We start from the raw sequence: 17,362 nt of genomic DNA, 5'->3' as shown, positions 1-17,362 counted from the left end.
AAGACCCGCTGCGGCCTGGACGTGGTGACGGTCTCGACGGCGACCACCGGCGCCTCGACCGAGGGCATCAAGTCGTGGCTGCAGACGGCCTGGGACACCTGGCCGGTGCCGCCGGCCTACGTCCTGCTGGTGGGCGACATCGGCGCCATCCCGACCTTCTCCTTCTACGGCAACCCCTCGGACCAGCCCTACATCCAGCTCGACGGCGACGACTGGCTGCCCGACGCCGCCATCGGCCGCTTCCCGGTGGAGAACGTCACCGAGGCCGAGACCATGGTCGCCAAGACCATCGCCTACGAGCGCCAGCCCGGCCTGGCCGCCAGCGCCGGCTGGCAGACGCGGTCGCTGATGGTGGCCGGGGTGTACGCCTCGGACACGCCGGGCTACACCGTCGACTTCTGCGGCGGCCGGCTGGTCGACATGGGCTTCCCCGCGCCGACGACGGTGTCGTCGCCGCCCCTGCCGTCGCTGCAGGGCGCCAACGCCGTGCGCGCCACCCTGAACACGGGAGTCGGCATGGTGGTCTACCGCGGCTGGGCCTACGGCACGGCCGGCTGGGATCCGCCGACGTTCACCGTCGACGACATCCCCTCCCTCGCCACCAACGCCATGACGCCCGTGGTCATGAGCTTCGTGTGCCTCAACGGCGACTACACCAACAGCTCGCCGTGCTTCGGCGAGGTCTTCGTGCGCCAGGGCACGCCCGCCGCTCCCGGCAAGGGCGCCGTGGCCTTCATCGGCAACGGCGAGCACTGGTCGCACACGCGCTACAACGACGCCATGGCCATCGGCATGTTCGAGCGCATCGTCGATCCGGAACTGACGGCCCTCGGCCCCCTGCTGAACGCCGCCAAGCTGCGCTTCGCCGACTACTTCCCCAACGAGGTCGCCGCCGCCGAGTACGGCGAGGAGTCGGTCGAGTTCTACTTCCACATCTACAACCTGCTCGGCGACCCGGCCCTGGGCTTCTGGCGCGACGAGCCGCGCGCCGCCACCGTCACCCACCCCGTGTCCGTGGCGGTCGGCACCACCGCGCTGGGCGTCGCCGTGGTCGACGGCGGGGCGCTGCCCGTGGCCGGCGCGCGCGTGGCCGTGGTCCAGGACGGCGTCCTGCTCGGCACCGGCCTGACGGGGGCCGACGGTGCGGTCCGCGTCGTGCTCGACGCGGTGACCGGCGCCGGCGACGTGGCCGTGGTCGTGACCGGGGCCGACCTGGTCCCCTACGAGGGTGTGGCCACCACCGGCGTGGCGGCCGTGAATCTCGGCGCCACCGCCGTGGCCGTGGCCGACGGCGGGTCGGACGGCGGCACCGGCAACGGCGATCTGGTCGCCAATCCGGGAGAGACCCTCGACCTGACCGTGACCGTGCGCAACCACGGCAGCGTGGCCAGCGGCGCCTTCAGCCTCGGCCTGACCGTCGACGGGCCCGCCGCCGTGGCGGTGGGCGCGGTCGCCGTGGGCGACATCGCCGCGGGCGCGACCCTCGACAGCCCGACGCCCCTGCAGGTCGCGGTCGCTCCGGAGGCCGCCGACGGTGCGGTGCTCACCCTCGACTTCGACGCGACCCGCGCCGGCGACCAGCACGACCTCTCGGCCCTCGAGCTGGTCGTGGCCGCCCCCGCCTGGGAAATCCTCGGCCTCGGCGCGGCCGACGGCGCCTGGCCCACCGCCGGCGCCACGACCGACCTGGCCCTCACCCTGCGCAACACCGGCAGCGTGGCGGCCGCCGGGGGCACCGTCGCCCTGGCCCTGACCAACCCGACCGGCGCCGTCCTCGGCACCGCCACTGCGGCGCTGCCGGCCTGCGCCCCGGGCGCCACCGTCACCACCGCGGCCGTCTTCGACGTGACGGTCGACCCCGCCACCGCCGCCGGCACCCAGCTCAACTTCGACCTCACGGTGACCACGGCGGCGGGCGCCCGCACCGTCACGACCTGCGCCTCCCTCGTCGGGCCCATCGACGTCGGGGCGCCCGTCGGACCCGATGCCTACGGCTACTACGCCTACGACAGCGCCGACTACGACTACCCCGCCAGCCGTCCCCGGTACGAGTGGACGGAGATCTCCACCGCCCTGGGCGGGCCGGGCACGAAGCTCGACTTCCCGGTGGAGAACGAGGTCGTCTGGATGGTCGTCGACCTGCCCTTCACGTTCCGCTACTACGGGCAGGACTACACGCAGTGCCGCGTCAGCGACAACGGCTGGATCAGCTTCGACACGGGCACCGACTACGACTTCTACAACTGGACCATCCCCACCCAGTACGGCGTCGAGGCCCTGGTGGCGCCGTTCTGGGACAACCTCAACCCCCAGGCGCCCGCCTCTCCCGAGGACAACGTCAACGGCCTCGCGCCGGACGGCATCTACACGTGGCACGACGCGGCCGCGGGCGCCTTCGTGGTGGAGTGGAGCCGCCTGCCCCACTACAAGCCCGAGATCCTCGGCCTGCAGACCTTCCAGCTGCGGCTGCTCGATCCGGCGCAGCATCCGACCACCGGCGGCGACGGCGAGATGCTCTTCCTCTACCGGCAGGTGACCAACAACGACTACCTGCGCATGTACGCCACGGTGGGCATCGAATCGCCCGACGGCGAGGACGGCATCCAGCTCAGCTACGGCAACATCAACTCGCCGGGCATGGCGCCCCTGCAGCCGGGCCTCGCGGTGCGCATCACCACCGAGCGGCCGGTGCGCGTGCCCTTCGCGCTGGCCTCGTTCGCCGCCACGTCCGCCGGCGGCGGCGTCGAGCTGCGCTGGCAGCCCGGCGACGAGCGTCCGGTGACGGGCTGGCGCGTGCTGCACAGCCGCGACGGCACGACCACCGACCTGACCCCGGACCCCCTGCCCGCCGCCGCGCGCAGCTTCACGGTGCGCGGCGCGACCGACGACGCGGACGCCACCTGGATCCTGCAGGCCCTGCAGCCCTACGGCGCCACGACCGAGGCCGGGCGCGCCCGGACCGTGGTCACGGCCCCGCTGGCCCTGCAGCCCGCCTGGCCCAACCCGGCCGGCGGCGACGTCACCTTCGGCTTCGCCCTGCCCCGGGCCGGCCATGCCCGCCTGCGGGTGTACGACGTGGCCGGACGCCTGGTGCGCACGCTGATCGACGGCGACGTCGTCGCGGGCGCCGGCGCCCGCGTGTGGGACGGCCGCGCCGACGACGGGCATCCGGTCGCGGGCGGCGTCTACTTCTTCCGCCTGGAGTCCCCCGACGGGGCCCGGACACGCAAGATGATCCTGGTGCGATGACGGCCGGTCCGGTCCGGCGGCCCCGCGGGGCGGCCGGACCGTTGGCGGCGCGACGAACGGCGCGGTGGTGCGACTGATCCTCTTCCTGCTGGTGCTGCTGACCGCCCTCGGTACGTGGGAGATGGCGCGGCATGCCCGCCACCGGCGGCGCATCGGCCTGCGCATCCACGTCAACGGCAGCCGCGGCAAGTCGTCGGTGGCCCGGCTCATCGCCGCGGGCCTGCGCGCCGGCGGCCTCGCGGTGGTGGCCAAGACCACCGGCAGCGCCGCCGCCGTCATCAACACCGACGGCAGCGAGTCGCCCATCGCCCGGCGCGGCGGGCCCAACATCAAGGAGCAGCTCGCCGTGTTCCGCACGGCGGCGGCCCAGAGTTGCGACGCCCTCGTGCTCGAGTGCATGGCCGTGCGGCCCGACCTGCAGCGCGCCTGCGAGCACGGCATCGTGCACGCCACCCACGGCGTCATCACCAACGTGCGGCCCGACCACCTCGAGGTCATGGGCCCGACCCTCGACGACGTGGCGGCCAGCCTCGCCGGCACCGTCCCCCGCCACGCCCGCCTCTACACGGCCGAGGACCGCTACACCGGCTACCTCGCCGCGCGCGCCCGGCGGGCGGGCAGCTCCTGCACCGCCGTGGGCCCGGAGAACGTCGGCGCCGCCGACATGGCCGACTTCACCTACGACGAATTCGCCGAGAACGTCGCCCTCGCCCTGGCCGTGTGCGAGGACGTGGGCGTCGACCGCGCCACCGCCCTGGCGGGCATGCGCGGCGTGACGCCGGACGTGGGCGCCCTGACCCGGCGCGCCTGCCCGCATCCGGACGGCGGCACCGTCGAGTTCATCAACGGCTTCGCGGCCAACGACAACGAGAGCTACCGCCGCGTGTGGCGCCGGCTCGGGCTCGACGCGGCGCCGGACGAGGTCGTCGTGCTCGTGAACACCCGCGCCGACCGCCGCCGCCGCAGCCAGGACCTGGCGCCGCTCTTCGGCCGCGAACTGCGGCCCGGGCACCAGATCGTCATCGGCGACGACGCCCCCCTCTACGCACGCCTGGTGCGCGGCGCCGGCGCCCCCGCCACCGCCGTGACCGACGCCCACGACCTGGACGCCCCCGCCCTCTGGCAGGCCGTCCTGCGCCTGGCCCGGCCGGGCGCCCGCGTCATCGGGGTCGGCAACATCGCCGGCATCGGGCACCAGCTCCTGGCCCATCTGGCGCAGGAAGCGCCCCAGAGCACCCCGGCACGCCCCCACGGGGAGGCCCGCGCATGATCTACCAGAGCATCGGCCTGGGGCTGGTGGTCAGCCTCTTCTTCTCGGAGATCCTCGGCCTGGCGGCCGGCGGCCTGGTCGTGCCCGGCTACATCGCCCTGTACCTCGACCAGCCCCTGCGCGTGCTCGGCACCATCCTGGCGGCCCTGGTCACCTACGCCGTCACGCGCGGCGCCGGGCGCTTCGTGCTGCTGTACGGGCGGCGCACCATGGTCTTCTGCGTCCTGGCCGGCTACCTGTTCGGCTTCCTGACGCGCTACCTGCGGGTGTTCAACGAGGCGGCCGGGCTGGGCGTCGACGCGAGCGTGCTGCAGTCCATCGGCTACATCATTCCCGGCCTCATCGCCTACTGGATGATGCGCCAGGGGGTCATCGAGACCCTGTGCACCATGATCATGGCCGCCTTCATCGTGCGCCTGGCGCTCGTGACGGCCTACGGAGGAAAGCTCGTTGAGCTGGCGTTTGGATAGCCGCCGCAGGATGATCCTGTTCCTGCTGGCCGCGGTCGCCCTCGGCCTGCAGTTCGTGCTCGACGCGACCCGCACCGCGGGCCGCCAGGACGACTACGACCTGAAGCTCGAGGCCGCCCGCCGGGCCGAGCGCGCCTACGAGGCGGTGCGCGAGCACCGGGACCTCGTCGGCGCCAACGTCGACCTGGTGAACGATCCGGGCAGCACCGGCCTGGTCGGGCCCGAGGTGAGCCTGATCACCAACGCCGCGGGCGACCTCGACGCCAAGCTCACCAGCCTGAACCCCAACTTCGCGGCCATCTTCGTCGAGTACTTCCGGCAGGCCGGCCTCGCGCCCGGCGACCCCGTGGCCGTGGCCATTAGCGGCTCCTTCCCCGGCGTCAACATCGCCCTCTACGCGGCCCTCGAGGCCATGGAACTGCGCCCGGTGGTCATCACCTCGGTGGGCGCCTCGAACTGGGGCGCCAACGACCCCCAGTTCACCTGGCTCGACATGGAGACGCTCTTCTTCGAGACGGGCATCTTCCACACGCGCAGCGCGGCGGCGACCTTCGGCGGCGGCAACGACATGGGCCGCGGCCTGAGCCCGGCCGGACGCGAGCTCATCCGCGAGGCCATCGCGCGCAACGGGGTGCCCCTGCTCGAGTCCCGCGACATCGACGACGCCATCGTCAAGCGCATGTCGTTCTACACCGAGGCCGGACGCGGCCGGGCCTATCGCCTGTACGTGAACGTGGGCGGCGGCATCGCCAGCATCGGCAGCCGCCACAACCGGACCCTGCTGCCGGCCGGACTGACCTTCGAACTGCGCGGGCACAACTGGCCGCGCAAGGGGACCCTCGTGCTGATGAACGACCGCGGCGTGCCGGTGGTGCACCTGCTCGGCGTCGTGGGCGTGGCCCGCCGCCACGGCCTGCCCATCGCGCCCGACTACCACCCCCTGCCGGGCGAGGGCGAGATCTTCGTGCGCGAGATGTACCGCTGGCCCCTGGCCGCGGGCTTCCTCGTGCTTTACGGCCTGGCCTGCGTGCTCATCCTCGCGCCCGAGGTGCGCCGCGGCCTCTTCGACCGCCTCACGCGCCGCCCGCCCCCGGCGACGGCCGCCCTCCTCGCCGCGGCCCTGCTCGGGCTCGCGGCCCCGGACGCCCGGGCCGCCAACTGGCGCGAGGTCGATCCGGCCGACAAGGGCGCCGCCACCTGCGTGCGCAGCGGCGGCCAGCGCTTCACCTACCACGCCCTCGGCCCCGACCGCGCCGTCGTCTTCCGGGTGCAGGGGCCGCGCCGCGTGAAGCTGCTCACGCGCCAGGCCCTGTCCGCGGGCGGGACAGCCGGCGCGGGCTACGCCGTGAGCGTGGTCCTCGACGGGAGCGAGATCCTGCACAAGACCTTCGCGGGCGACGAGCCGGGCGACAACGCCCTGTGCGACGGGGCCGTCCTGTCGGCCCTCGAGCGCGCCTACGTCGAGGTGCCCCGCGGCGAGCACGAGCTGCGCGTCACCGCCGCGACGGACGGCGGGCGCGTCTACGGCCGCCTCTTCCGCGACGTCAAGCGCGCCGTCGCCGGCAACGTGCCCTACGCACCGGAGGCCTGGGCCGAGTCCGCCACCCTCCAGTTCGAGAGCGGCAAGCAGAGCGAGTACTACCGCTTCACCGCCGACCAGCCGCTGGTCGTGGCCGTCACCGGCCCCACGCACCTGCAGCTCTTCACCCGCCTCGACTTCGCGCGGGGCATGCTCGGCAGCCAGAACTACACCATCGAGGTGCTGTGCGACGGCGCCCCGTGGAGCACGTACCACTACGACACCACGCGCCTGCCCAACGCCTTCTATCCCGACCGGCCCGACCTGCTGCCCGGATCGCGCCGCAAGGCCGTGATCACGGTGCCGGCGGGCCGCCACGTCTACACGGTGCGGTGCGTCCGGCCCGACCGCTGCGGCATCACCGCGCGGGTGCTGATGCCGCGCCGCGACCTGGAGCAGAGCCCATGACGCCCGCCTCGCCCCTCCGTCCGCCGCGCCGGCGGCCCGTCCTCCTCGCGCTGCTGCTGGCGGCCGTGTTCCTGGTCCCCGGCGCGGCGCGGGCCCAGCGGGAGTACCTCGCCCCCGTGGGCGAGCCGCCCGTGGTCCCGATCGGCGGCAAGCCCTACCTCGCCGTCGACGCCCAGCCCCTGGTGATCCCCATCGTCGGCCCGGGCAAGGTCACCGCCTGGGTCCGCTGCGGTTTCGCCGCGGCCGACGCCCCGCCCCGCACGGCAGTCCTGCGCACCGCGGGCGTGCCGGGCCTGGCCCCCGAGCACCCCTTCGAGTTCGAGCCCTCCGGCAGCGCCGGCTGGGACGAGAGCGACCGCGCCGGCGTGCCGAGCGGCGGGCGCAAGCTCACCTTCGAGGTCCCCGAGGGCACCCACCGCCTCGCGCTCACCGCGGCCGAGACCCTCTACGTCGTCTTCTACTACGACGGTCCGCCGCAGCCCGCGGTGGTGTCGGACGCGGCCCTGCTCATGGCCGTGCCCGACGAGGACGAGAACAGCGACGACAGCGGTCCGCTGGTGTCGTGGCGGGGCAGCGCGGGCGTCGAGTTCATCTACAACTCGAACATCCTCAGCTCGAGCCCCGAGGACATCGACGACTGGTACGACGGCCTGTACCCCTGGAAGTCGATCATCGACTCGATCGACGACCTGATCATCGCCCCCAGCCTCGACCTCGAGGCGCGCGCCAACCCGCTCGCCTGGGGCCAGACCCGCCTGCGCTTCGTCGTCAAGCACTGGAAGTACACCCACAATCCGGTCAAGACGAACACCGACTTCGACTTCTACCTGCGCCAGTTCTTCGGCCGCAACAACAGCCTCGAGTTCTACGGCCACTTCGCGCCCGAGCAGTACATCCGGCAGCTCTCGGACCGCTCGCCGCTCAGCGACCCGGAGAGCGAGCTCGAATGGCTCGAGTTCCGCTTCCAGCGCAACGTGTGGAACGTGGCCTGGCGCCAGAAGCTGCGCCGGAACGTGTGGGCGAAGGTCCACTACGAGGAGAACTACCGCTACTACAACCAGCCGTTCATCGAGAACGACATCTCGGCCTGGGAGGTGCGCGGCAACATCCGCTGGCGCCCCCACGGCTACTGGACCCTGAACTTCGACTACAGCTACGAGGACGCCACCGCCCGCGCCATCGACGAGGTCGGCGAGAACCCCCTGACCTCCGACGACTCGGACGGCTCCTACGAGCGCGACCTGTACCGGGTGGGCGTGGACATCACCCACCCCGTCTTCGCGCCGCTGATCGACCGGATCAGCCTCTCGTTCCTCTTCATGGACTACTACTACACCGTCGACCGCCCCCTGCCCGAGGACCCCTACCACGTGGGCCGCCGGGACATGTTCTACAAGGGGACCATCGACGTGCGCCGCGCCCTCTCGGACGCGGTCGACCTGAAACTCGCCGTCCGGCGCACCGACCGGGTCACCTCGTCCCCCTGGGAAGGCGACCTGACGACGGACAAGGACTTCACCCAGTGGCTGTACTGGATCAGCCTGGACTACGCCTTCTAAGGAGCCTCCATGTCGACCGCCCGTCCCTTCCGCCTCCGCGCCGCCGCCCCCCTCGTGCTGGGCGGCCTCCTCCTGGCCTCCGGTTGCGCCCAGCAGGACCTGTACGAACCGCCGGGCACCGACTTCGAGCGCATGGGCAGCGTGCCCCTGCCCAGCCAGAACGAGGGCGTCGCCGTGATCGGCGACTACGCCTTCGTGGCCGGCGGCCAGGCGGGCCTGCACACCATCGACATCAGCAACCCCGCGGCGCCGGTGCTCCTGCAGACCATCAACACCCTGAAGTACAGCGAGAGCGTCGAGGTCGTGCGCACCTTCGTGGGCCACGCGATCCGCGACATCGCCCTTGTGGTCGAGGGCACCGAGGGGATCACCAGCTACGACATCACCGACCCCGCCGCGGTCACGAGCTTCAACAGCGGCACCACCGCCGTCTTCGGCAACCGCGTCTTCATCGACCAGCCGGACGACCCGGAAGCCCCCTACGTGTGCTACCTGGCCGAGAGCTGGAAGGGCGTGCGGGTCTTCGAGTCGATCCCGGCCCAGCCGGGCATCCTGGCCTACAACGGCGTCTTCGTCGGCACGAACGGCTACGCGGAGGGCATCGTCGTGCGCGACGGCTACGGCTACGTGGCCGACGACGAGCTCGGCCTCGCCGTGCTCGACCTGCGCATCCTCGACCTGGACGCCGTCGCCCTGGCCAGCTGGTGCGACAGCCCGGGCTCGGCCCTGGACGTCGAACTCGAGGGCGACTACGCCTTCGTCGCCGACGGCAACGAGGGCCTGGCCGTGTTCCGCATCGACGACGGCGAGACCCCGGTGCGCGTGGCCCGCCTGCCCCTCGAGGGCCGCTGCCGCGCCATCGCCGTGCGCGACGGCCTGGCCGTCCTGGCGGCCCAGGGCTCGGGCGTGCACTTCGTCGACGTGCGGAATCCCACGCAGCCCGTCTTCCGCGGCCGCATCCTCACCGAGTACGCCATGGACCTGGCCCTGACCCCGTCCGGTCTCGTCCTCGTGGCCGACCGCGACGAGGGCCTGGTCGTGCTGCGCGGCCCCCACCCCTTCACCGACGCGACGCCCCCGGCCCCGGTCCGGTCGCTGACCGCCGAGGGCTACGGCGTCGGCGCGGTGCGCCTGCAGTGGTACGCCACCGGCGACGACCGCATGATCGGCACCGCCGCCACCACCGAGGTGCGCTACGCGGCGGCCCCCATCGCCGACGCGGCCGCGTGGGACGCCGCCACGCCGGTGGCCGGCGCCCCGGCCCCGGGCGAGCCCGGCGCCGCGAGCGAGTTCGTGGTCACCGGCCTCGCCGCCGGCACCTGGCACTTCGCCGTGCGCCTCGGCGACGACGCCGGCCTGCTCTCCGGCCTGGGCAACTCGGCCGCCGCCGCCCCGGGCGAGGGCATCCTCCTGACCGACGGCGCCGTCGACGTGGCCGCCGGCACCACCGGCCGCACCTTCACCTACGAGGTCACCTACGTCTATCCGGCCGACCCGGACGTCCACGCCGTCGTCATCGACGGGACGCCCCACGACATGACGGCCGTCGGCCCGGCCGGCGGCGGCACCCGCTACCGCTACCAGACGACCCTCGCGGGCGGCGCCCACGACTACCTGTTCCGTTTCGGCGTCGCCGACCCCGCGGTGCCCGACGCCGAGACCACGACCACGGGCGGCCCCGTGGTCGGCGCCCTCGTCTTCACCATGGGCAGCAGCGCCACGACGAACACCGCCGACCCTGCCCACGAACCGGGCCGCGCGGAAGACGAGTGGCAGCACACCGTGGTCCTGTCGGACAGCCTCGTCGCCGCCGTGACCGAGGTCACCCAGGCCCAGTGGACCGCCCTCGGCCTGACCGACCCCAGCGGCTTCGACGGCCCCGACCGCCCGGTCGAGACCGTCACCTGGCACGACGCCATCGCCTACTGCAACGCCCTCTCGGCCGACCAGGGCCTGACCCCGGCCTACAGCGTCAACGGCCAGGACGTCGCCTGGAACCGCGCCGCCGACGGCTGGCGCCTGCCCACCGAGGCCGAATGGGAATGGCTGTGCCGCGCCGGCACCACCACCGCCTTCGCCGGCGGCCCCCTGACCGGCCTGGTCTGCAACGCCGACCCGGTGCTCGACGCCATGGGCTGGTACTGCGGGAGCACCTTCCCCGGCACCCCGGCCACCGCCGACGTGGGACTCAAGGCGCCCAATGCCGCCGGCCTGTCCGACATGCACGGCAACGTGTGGGAATGGTGCTGGGACTGGTACGGCGACTACCGCCTCGGCGACCCGGACGGCGACGGCGTCCTGCTCGACCCCGTCGGCCCGGCCGCGGGCGAGCGGCGCGTCGTGCGCGGCGGCAGCTGGTACGGCGGCAGCGAGGACTGCCGCAGCGCCCGGCGCGGCTCGCGCTACCCGGACGCGGCCGAGGACGTGGTCGGTCTGCGGGTCGTGCGCACCGTCGCGACGGGAGGCGCCCGGTGAGCCGCGGCAACCGCTTCACCTTCATCGACGCCTTCCGCGGCCTGATCGGCGTCATGATGGCCCTCGGGCACGCCAACTACTACTTCAACAGCGCCTGGCTGAGCCTCGACCCGGTCGACCCCTTCTTCGACAACACGCCGCAGTTCCTGCTGCGCTACATGGGCTACCTGTGCGCGCCGGGCTTCCTGATGATGAACGGGGCCATGGCCGCCTACGTCTTCCACCGCCGCCTGCGCAACGGCGAGCCGCTCGCCGCGGTGCGCTGGGGCTTCGTGCAGCGGGGCCTCTTCCTGGTCGCGGTGCAGCTCGTGTGGGTGAACGCCTCGTGGAGCGGGTTCGAGCGCCTCCGCCTCGACCACTTCGGCATCATCGCCACCATCGGCGTGAGCATGATGCTCGTCATGGCCATGGCCAACTGGCACTGGCGGGTCCGGGCCGCCGTGGCGGGCGTCATCTTCCTCGTGCACCCGCTGCTCCTGCGCATCCCCTACGACGTGGACGGCCCCGCCCACTACCCCATGCAGCTGCTGATCGACTCCGGCGACTTCAACAAGTACCCGATCCTGCCCTGGTTCGCCCTCGCGACCGTGGGCAGCGTCATGGCCCACTTCTGGTTCGACGCCTGGGCCGCCGACCCGGCCCGCCGCGCCCGCCGCTCCCTCGGCATCGGCCTCGCCCTGGTGGCAGCCGCCTTCGCCGTGCGCTTCGGCCACGGCTACGGCAACATCTTCGCCTGGCAGACCTTCTGCGGCTACGACTTCTTCCTCGTCCAGAAGTACCCGCCGAGCCTGGCCCACCAGCTCTGGTTCGCCGGCGCGGTGATCTTCATGGTGGGCATCTTCGACCTGATCGCCGCCCGCCGCGCGACCCTGCTGCGCCCCCTGGCCGCGGTGGGCCGCGTGCCCCTGTTCTTCTACATGGTGCACATCCCGGTGCTGGCCATCTTCTCGCGGCGGCTCGGGTTCTTCTACCATGAGAGTGCGGTGCTGGGGTCGCTGCTGGGGTGGGGGGTGTTGTTGGGGGTGATGGGGCCTTTGGTGGTTTGGTTCGGCAGCGTAAAACGCCGCTCCCAAGCCTGGCTCATCCGCATGATATAGGTTGTGTCTCTGAAAATGTGTCCGGCCCACACCTTGCGGGTCGGACACCATGAACAAACACCCCGACGCACACCGAGCCTGGTCCCCACCCTTCTGCCCCAACCCCCATTGCCGGTTTCACGCCGAGACCCGCCCCGATTGGTCCTTCAAGAAGATCGGCTACCAGCGGCGACACTCCGCCCCGGTTCGTCTCCAGCGGTTCCTCTGCCGCGAATGCGGCCGCAGCTTCAGCCGCCAGACCTTCTCCACCACCTACTGGCAGAAACGCCCCGATCTGACCGCCCGCATCCTGACCAAGACCATCGGCGGCATGGCCAACCGCCAGATCGCCAGGGACCTCGCCGTCGGCGTCGAGACCGTCGGACGGCACATCGCCCGCCTCGCCCGCCACTGCATGCTCTATCACCTGACGATCACCCGCACACTCGAGCCACCCGCCGAGGTGGTCGTCGACGGCTTCGAGTCCTTCGAATGGAGCCAGTACTTCCCGTTCCACCACCACCTCGCCGTCGGCAAGGGCACCGACTTCTTCTACTTCTTCACCGACAGCCCTTTACGACGCAAAGGCCGCATGACCGCCCGGCAGCGATCCCGCCGCGAACGGCTCGAGACGGTCCTGGGCCGGCCCGACCCGAAGGCCGTCGAGCGGGACATGGGCGACCTGCTGCAGGTCGTGCTGCGTGACCGACGGCAGGCGCGGGTCTACAGCGACGATCATCCGGCCTACAAGCGGGCGATCCGGCACCTGCCGGCCAGGATCGAGCATCGGATCACGCCGGGCAGTGCGCACCGGGACCGCAACAACTCGTTGTGGGAGGTCAACCTGCTCGACCTGCTGATCCGGCACTGCTGCGCGAATCACAAGCGCGAGACGATCGCGTGGTCGAAGCGCCGGCAGGCCAGCGCGGAGCGGCTGCTGATCCTGCTGGTGTGGCGAAACTACATGAAGGGTCGGCGGGAAAAGATCGCGGGCAGTCCGACGCCGGCGATGGAAGTCGGGTTGGCGGAGGCACCGCTGAGCGCCGAGGATCTGCTGCGGTGGCGGTTGTTCCGGAGCCGGGTGGAGGTGCCGCCGCGGTGGGGGGAGTACTACGACCGGACGATCGCGACGGCGGCGTTGGGGAGGGGGCGGAGGCATGAACTGAAATACGCGTACTGAACGGATCGGGGCGAACTACCGTGCGGCTGCAAAGAAACACAATCTTCGAGACACAACCCAAGAATCAAGGGGCGCCGGAAGCGGCGCCCCTGGTTCTTCCTGGATTCATCCTGCCGGCACTCGCCCCCCCGGATCACACCGGGCAGCCCGGGCCGGACTACATGTCCATGGCCATCCGCTTCTTGTCGGCGATGCGGCGCTCGTACCACCACACCAGCACCGGCGAGGCGATGAACATCGACGAGTAGGTGCCGACCACGACGCCGAAGCACAGGGCGAAGGCGAAGTCGTGGATCACCGGACCGCCGAGGACGTACAGCGTGGCCGAGACGAAGAACGTCGTCAGCGAGGTGAGCATCGTCCGGCTCAGGCACTCGTTGATGGAGCGGTTGATGACTTCGCGGTAGCTCTCCTTGCGGCGCAGCTTCATGTTCTCGCGGATGCGATCGAAGACCACGATCGTGTCGTTCAGCGAGTAGCCGATGATCGTCAGGAACGCCGCGATGATCTGCAGGCTGACCTCGAAGTTGAACAGCGAGAAGACGCCCATCGTCAGCGTCACGTCGTGCACCAGGGCCAGGATGGCCGCGATGCCGTAGCGGAAGACGAAGCGGAACGTGATGTAGAGCACGATCAGCGCCAGGGCGGCCACGATGCTGTTGCCGGCTGCGGTGCGCAGTTCCCCGCCGATCTTCGGCCCGACGCTCTCCTCGCGCCGGAGCTCGATCCCCGCGCCGGGCAGACCTTCGCGCAGGTCGGTCAGCAGGATCTGCGCCGCGTCGAGGGTCTCACCCTCGGTGACGGGCGTCGGGAACGTGATGAGGAACTCGTCGGCCGAGCCGAATTCGGTGACCTGCACGCCCTCGTAACCCTTGCTCTCGAGCGCCGAACGGATGTCCTGGACCGCGGGCACCGGATCGATCTTCACCTGCAGCACCGAGCCGCCGGTGAAATCGATGCTCAGGCGCGGTCCGCCGTGGATGAGCATCAGCACCGCGCTGATGATGACCAGCGCGGCCGAGAGCGAGAACGCGGGCTTCATGGCGCCCACGAAGTTGATCTTGGGATCCCGGAAGAATTCCATGTCCGATTGGCCTTTCCCTGGTCCCGCCCACCCTCGGGCGGGACACGAAGTCTTTCCCGGCGGAGGTCCGCGGGACTAGATGCTCATCTTCTGCTGACCCTGGTTCCGCGTCATCCATTCCATCAGGACGCGGGTCATGACCAGGGCCGTGAACATGCTCGTCAGGATGCCGATGCTCAGGGTCACGGCGAAGCCCTTGATGGGGCCGGTGCCGAACCACAGCAGGATCACGCCGGCGATCAGCGTCGTCACGTTGGCGTCGACGATGGTGCGCGTGGCGTTGCTGTAGCCCGCCTGCACCGAGGCGCGGATGGTCTTGTCCTTCCGCAGCTCCTCGCGGATGCGCTCGTTGATCAGCACGTTGGCGTCGACCGCCATGCCCACCGTCAGGATGATGCCGGCGATGCCCGGCAGGGTGAGCACCAGATCGAACTGGGCCAACACGGCCATGAGGATCAGGATGTTGCTGATCAGGGCCACCACCGAGACCACGCCGCTCATGCGGTAGTAGACCAGGATGAACAGGATCACCAGCAGCGAGCCGTACAGGGCGGCATTCACGCCCATGCGGATCGAGTCCGAGCCCAGGCTCGGGCCGACGGTGCGCTCCTCGGCGATGTACACGTCGGTGGGCAGGGCGCCGGCGCGCAGCAGCAGCGCCAGGTCGCTGGCCTCGGCGTTGCTGAAGTTGCCGCTGATCGAGCCGCTGCCGCTGGGAATCTTGCCCTGGATGACGGGCGCCGAACTGATGCGGCCGTCGAGGCTGATGGCCAGGTAGCGGCCCACGTTCTCGCCGGTCACCTTCGCGAAGGTGCGGGCGCCCCGGTTGTTCAGGGTGAAGTTGACCTGCCAGAGGCCGGGCCGGTCGGGGTTCGAGGCCGCCAGCGCGTCGGTGAGCTGGTCACCCGAGAGGATGGCCGAGGTGTCGACCAGGTAGAGCGGGCGCATCAGCTGGCCGCCGCCGAAGTCCATGGGCTCCATGGTCATCTGGAACTCGGATCCGCGCAGGCGCCGGGCCGTGCGGGGGTCGTCGAGGAGCGCCTGCAGCTGGTCGACGTTGCCCTCGGGCACGAAGAGCGGCGTGCCGGGCATGATGCCGCCCTGCGCGATGAGCAGACCGCTGAACGGATGGGTCTTGAGGTACTCGTCGTTGCCGGCCGTGGCCTCCAGGTCGCTGCCGAGCACGTCGTCGAGCTCGCCGAAGGGGTTGGCCGCGCTGTCGGCCGCCGCCAGGGCCCCGCCGGCCGAATCGGCCGCCGCCGCGACGGTTTCGGCGGCATCGGCGCCGGCCTCGGGCGCGGGGGCCGTGGCGTCATCGCCCCCGGCGGCCGGAGCGTCGGCCAGGAAGAGCTGGTCGAGGCGATCGATGGCGTCCTGCAGGTCCTCCTGGGGCCGCACCATGCGGAACTCGAGGCGGGCCGTCTTGCCCAGCAGGTTCTTGGCGCGCTCGGGATCCTGCAGGCCGGGCAGCTTCACGACGATGCGGCTCGAACCGAAGGTGGTGATCTCCGGCTCGGAGACACCGAACTTGTCGATGCGGTTGTAGAGGATCTCCTTGACCCGCATCAGTGCGTCCTCGGCCTCCGAGGTGTTCATGCCCGTCTGGTCCACCTCGAGGACGAGGTACATGCCGCCCTTGAGGTCCAGACCGCGGCGAATGGCCTTGGCGTCGATCTCGGCGATCTCGGCCATGCGGGCGGGATCGTCCTGGGCGGCCGTGCGGTCGGCGGACGAGATCGACAGGGCCTTGAAGGTCGGCAGCAGGCCCCAGATGGACAGCAGAAGAACGAGGACTGAAAGCCCGGCCCTGATCTGCAGGGATCGGTTCATGGTTCAAACTCCCACGACTGGTTGCGACTGAAGCGTGCGTCCCCGGGGCCGCCGCGACGGCGGCGCCGACGCGGGGCCGGCTGGGCGGGACCGCAGAATCCGTTTGACGAGACGATGCGGCCTCAGCGGCCGCACCGGACAAGAGGAAGCCCACGACGCGGGTCGCGGACTTCGGCACCGTCGATTTGCGCTGGGAATGATAACACAATTGTGCCGGATATTCCAGAAAATCCGCTGGTTCAGACAGTTACCAGCCTGTGGGCCCGCTCGCCGAGTCCGTTCGCCGCCGCCCTGGCCAACAGGGCTTCCGGCAACTGGTTAAAGCCGCTCCAGACCGAGAGGTCGCCGCCGTGGCGGTCCGCGAGGAGGTCCCAGGCCGCCTGGTCGAGGGCGACCGGGTCGCGCGAGGCCAGCACCCCGATGTCGCCGCCCCCGCCGGCCCGGCGCCGACGGCGCGTGGCCGCCACCTGCCGGTCCAGGTGCATCAGGAAGCTGAAATGGACGGACCGCGAGGGGTCGCCGCCGGTCATGCGGGCCAGGGCCAGCGCCGCCGCGTCGGCCACCTTGGCCTGGAAGCCGGCGATGCCCGTGGCCGCCTCCGGGGCGATGCCCGCCATGAAGCACACGTTCATGCACTCGCCGCAGCCCGTGCAGCGTTCGTGATCGATGTAGGCGCGGCCGGCGCTGATCCGGATCGCGTCGAACAGGCAGACCGTCATGCACACGCCGCACCCGGCGCACAGGGGCGTGTCGACGGCCGGCCGCACGTCGCGGTGCAGGGCGATCTTCGCCTCCCGGTCGGCCAGCCCGATGCCAAGGCTCGTCAGGGCGCCGCGCAGGCCCAGGTGCGGATGCGGCCGCACCGGCGTCAGCACGCACAGGCGGTCGGCGTCGGCGAGGGCCGCCCCCAGGGCGTAGTCCTCCACCTCGGATCCGTCCGGGGCGGCCAGGGCGACGGCCGCCCCCGTGGCCGGATCGTCGGCCACGCGGAATGGCCAGGCCCCCTCGCGCCCGAGCCCCTTGGCCAGCGCGAGTTCGCTCTGGGCCGCGGCCGTGTCCAGACCCGCCGTCGTGATCGACCGGGTGCCGCAGAGGAAGCCGGTTCCCGGCAGCCGGGCGGTGAGCGCCGCCACCCAGGCGGGCTCGAGGGCCGCCGGCCGGTGGGGCGCCCCCACCTCGAGC

The 17,362-nt window shown here is 71.5% G+C and carries 11 protein-coding genes; 8 read left to right on the top strand and 3 right to left on the bottom strand.

Annotated features, from left to right (window positions below; translation table 11 throughout):
* The 8 genes from KDM41_12815 to KDM41_12780 form a co-directional block, all read left to right on the top strand.
* On the top strand, positions 1–3,249 hold a 3,249-nt coding region (locus tag KDM41_12815; GenBank protein ID MCB1184310.1), incomplete at its 5' end, for a hypothetical protein.
* 64 nt (positions 3,250–3,313) lie between these two features.
* The gene (gene pgsB / locus KDM41_12810) at positions 3,314–4,519 is read left to right on the top strand and encodes a poly-gamma-glutamate synthase PgsB (GenBank protein ID MCB1184309.1); all 1,206 of its coding nucleotides are present in this window, start codon (positions 3,314–3,316) and stop codon (positions 4,517–4,519) included.
* Positions 4,516–4,989 carry a poly-gamma-glutamate biosynthesis protein PgsC gene (gene pgsC, locus KDM41_12805; protein ID MCB1184308.1) on the top strand — a complete coding sequence of 158 codons (474 nt, stop codon included), beginning with the start codon at positions 4,516–4,518 and terminating at the stop codon, positions 4,987–4,989. Before pgsB ends, pgsC begins: the two co-directional genes overlap by 4 nt.
* Complete coding sequence (pgsW, locus tag KDM41_12800; GenBank protein MCB1184307.1) at positions 4,970–6,976, top strand: poly-gamma-glutamate system protein; 2,007 nt, start codon at positions 4,970–4,972, stop codon at positions 6,974–6,976. Before pgsC ends, pgsW begins: the two co-directional genes overlap by 20 nt.
* A complete protein-coding gene (locus KDM41_12795; GenBank protein ID MCB1184306.1) occupies positions 6,973–8,535 on the top strand; it encodes a hypothetical protein in 1,563 nt (520 codons plus the stop codon). Before pgsW ends, KDM41_12795 begins: the two co-directional genes overlap by 4 nt.
* A 9-nt stretch (positions 8,536–8,544) precedes the next feature.
* The gene (locus tag KDM41_12790; GenBank protein MCB1184305.1) at positions 8,545–11,010 is read left to right on the top strand and encodes an SUMF1/EgtB/PvdO family nonheme iron enzyme; all 2,466 of its coding nucleotides are present in this window, start codon (positions 8,545–8,547) and stop codon (positions 11,008–11,010) included.
* Positions 11,007–12,107: a DUF1624 domain-containing protein gene (locus tag KDM41_12785; GenBank protein MCB1184304.1), complete on the top strand. Its 1,101-nt coding sequence runs from the start codon at positions 11,007–11,009 to the stop codon at positions 12,105–12,107. Before KDM41_12790 ends, KDM41_12785 begins: the two co-directional genes overlap by 4 nt.
* Positions 12,108–12,156: 49 nt before the next feature.
* Positions 12,157–13,266, top strand: coding sequence for an IS1 family transposase (locus KDM41_12780; protein MCB1184303.1), 1,110 nt, complete (start codon positions 12,157–12,159; stop codon positions 13,264–13,266).
* Positions 13,267–13,423: 157 nt separating this feature from the next.
* Here the strand turns inward: KDM41_12780 and secF are convergent, their stop codons facing one another.
* The 3 genes from secF to KDM41_12765 all read right to left on the bottom strand — a co-directional run.
* Entirely contained in the window at positions 13,424–14,350 is a 927-nt protein-coding gene (secF, locus tag KDM41_12775; GenBank protein ID MCB1184302.1) for a protein translocase subunit SecF, read from the bottom strand.
* A 75-nt stretch (positions 14,351–14,425) separates the two neighbouring features.
* Positions 14,426–16,180 (bottom strand): protein translocase subunit SecD, encoded by a 1,755-nt coding sequence (secD, locus tag KDM41_12770; GenBank protein MCB1184301.1) that lies wholly within the window; start codon positions 16,178–16,180, stop codon positions 14,426–14,428.
* 239 nt (positions 16,181–16,419) lie between these two features.
* A partial coding sequence (locus tag KDM41_12765) for a 4Fe-4S binding protein (protein ID MCB1184300.1) occupies positions 16,420–17,362 on the bottom strand: 943 nt, incomplete at its 5' end.

Source organism: bacterium, from assembly GCA_020440705.1.
Lineage (GTDB): Bacteria > Krumholzibacteriota > Krumholzibacteriia > LZORAL124-64-63 > LZORAL124-64-63 > JAGRNP01.
Note: the sequence above shows the minus strand (reverse complement) of the source record. Positions and strands in the feature narration are given on the sequence as shown.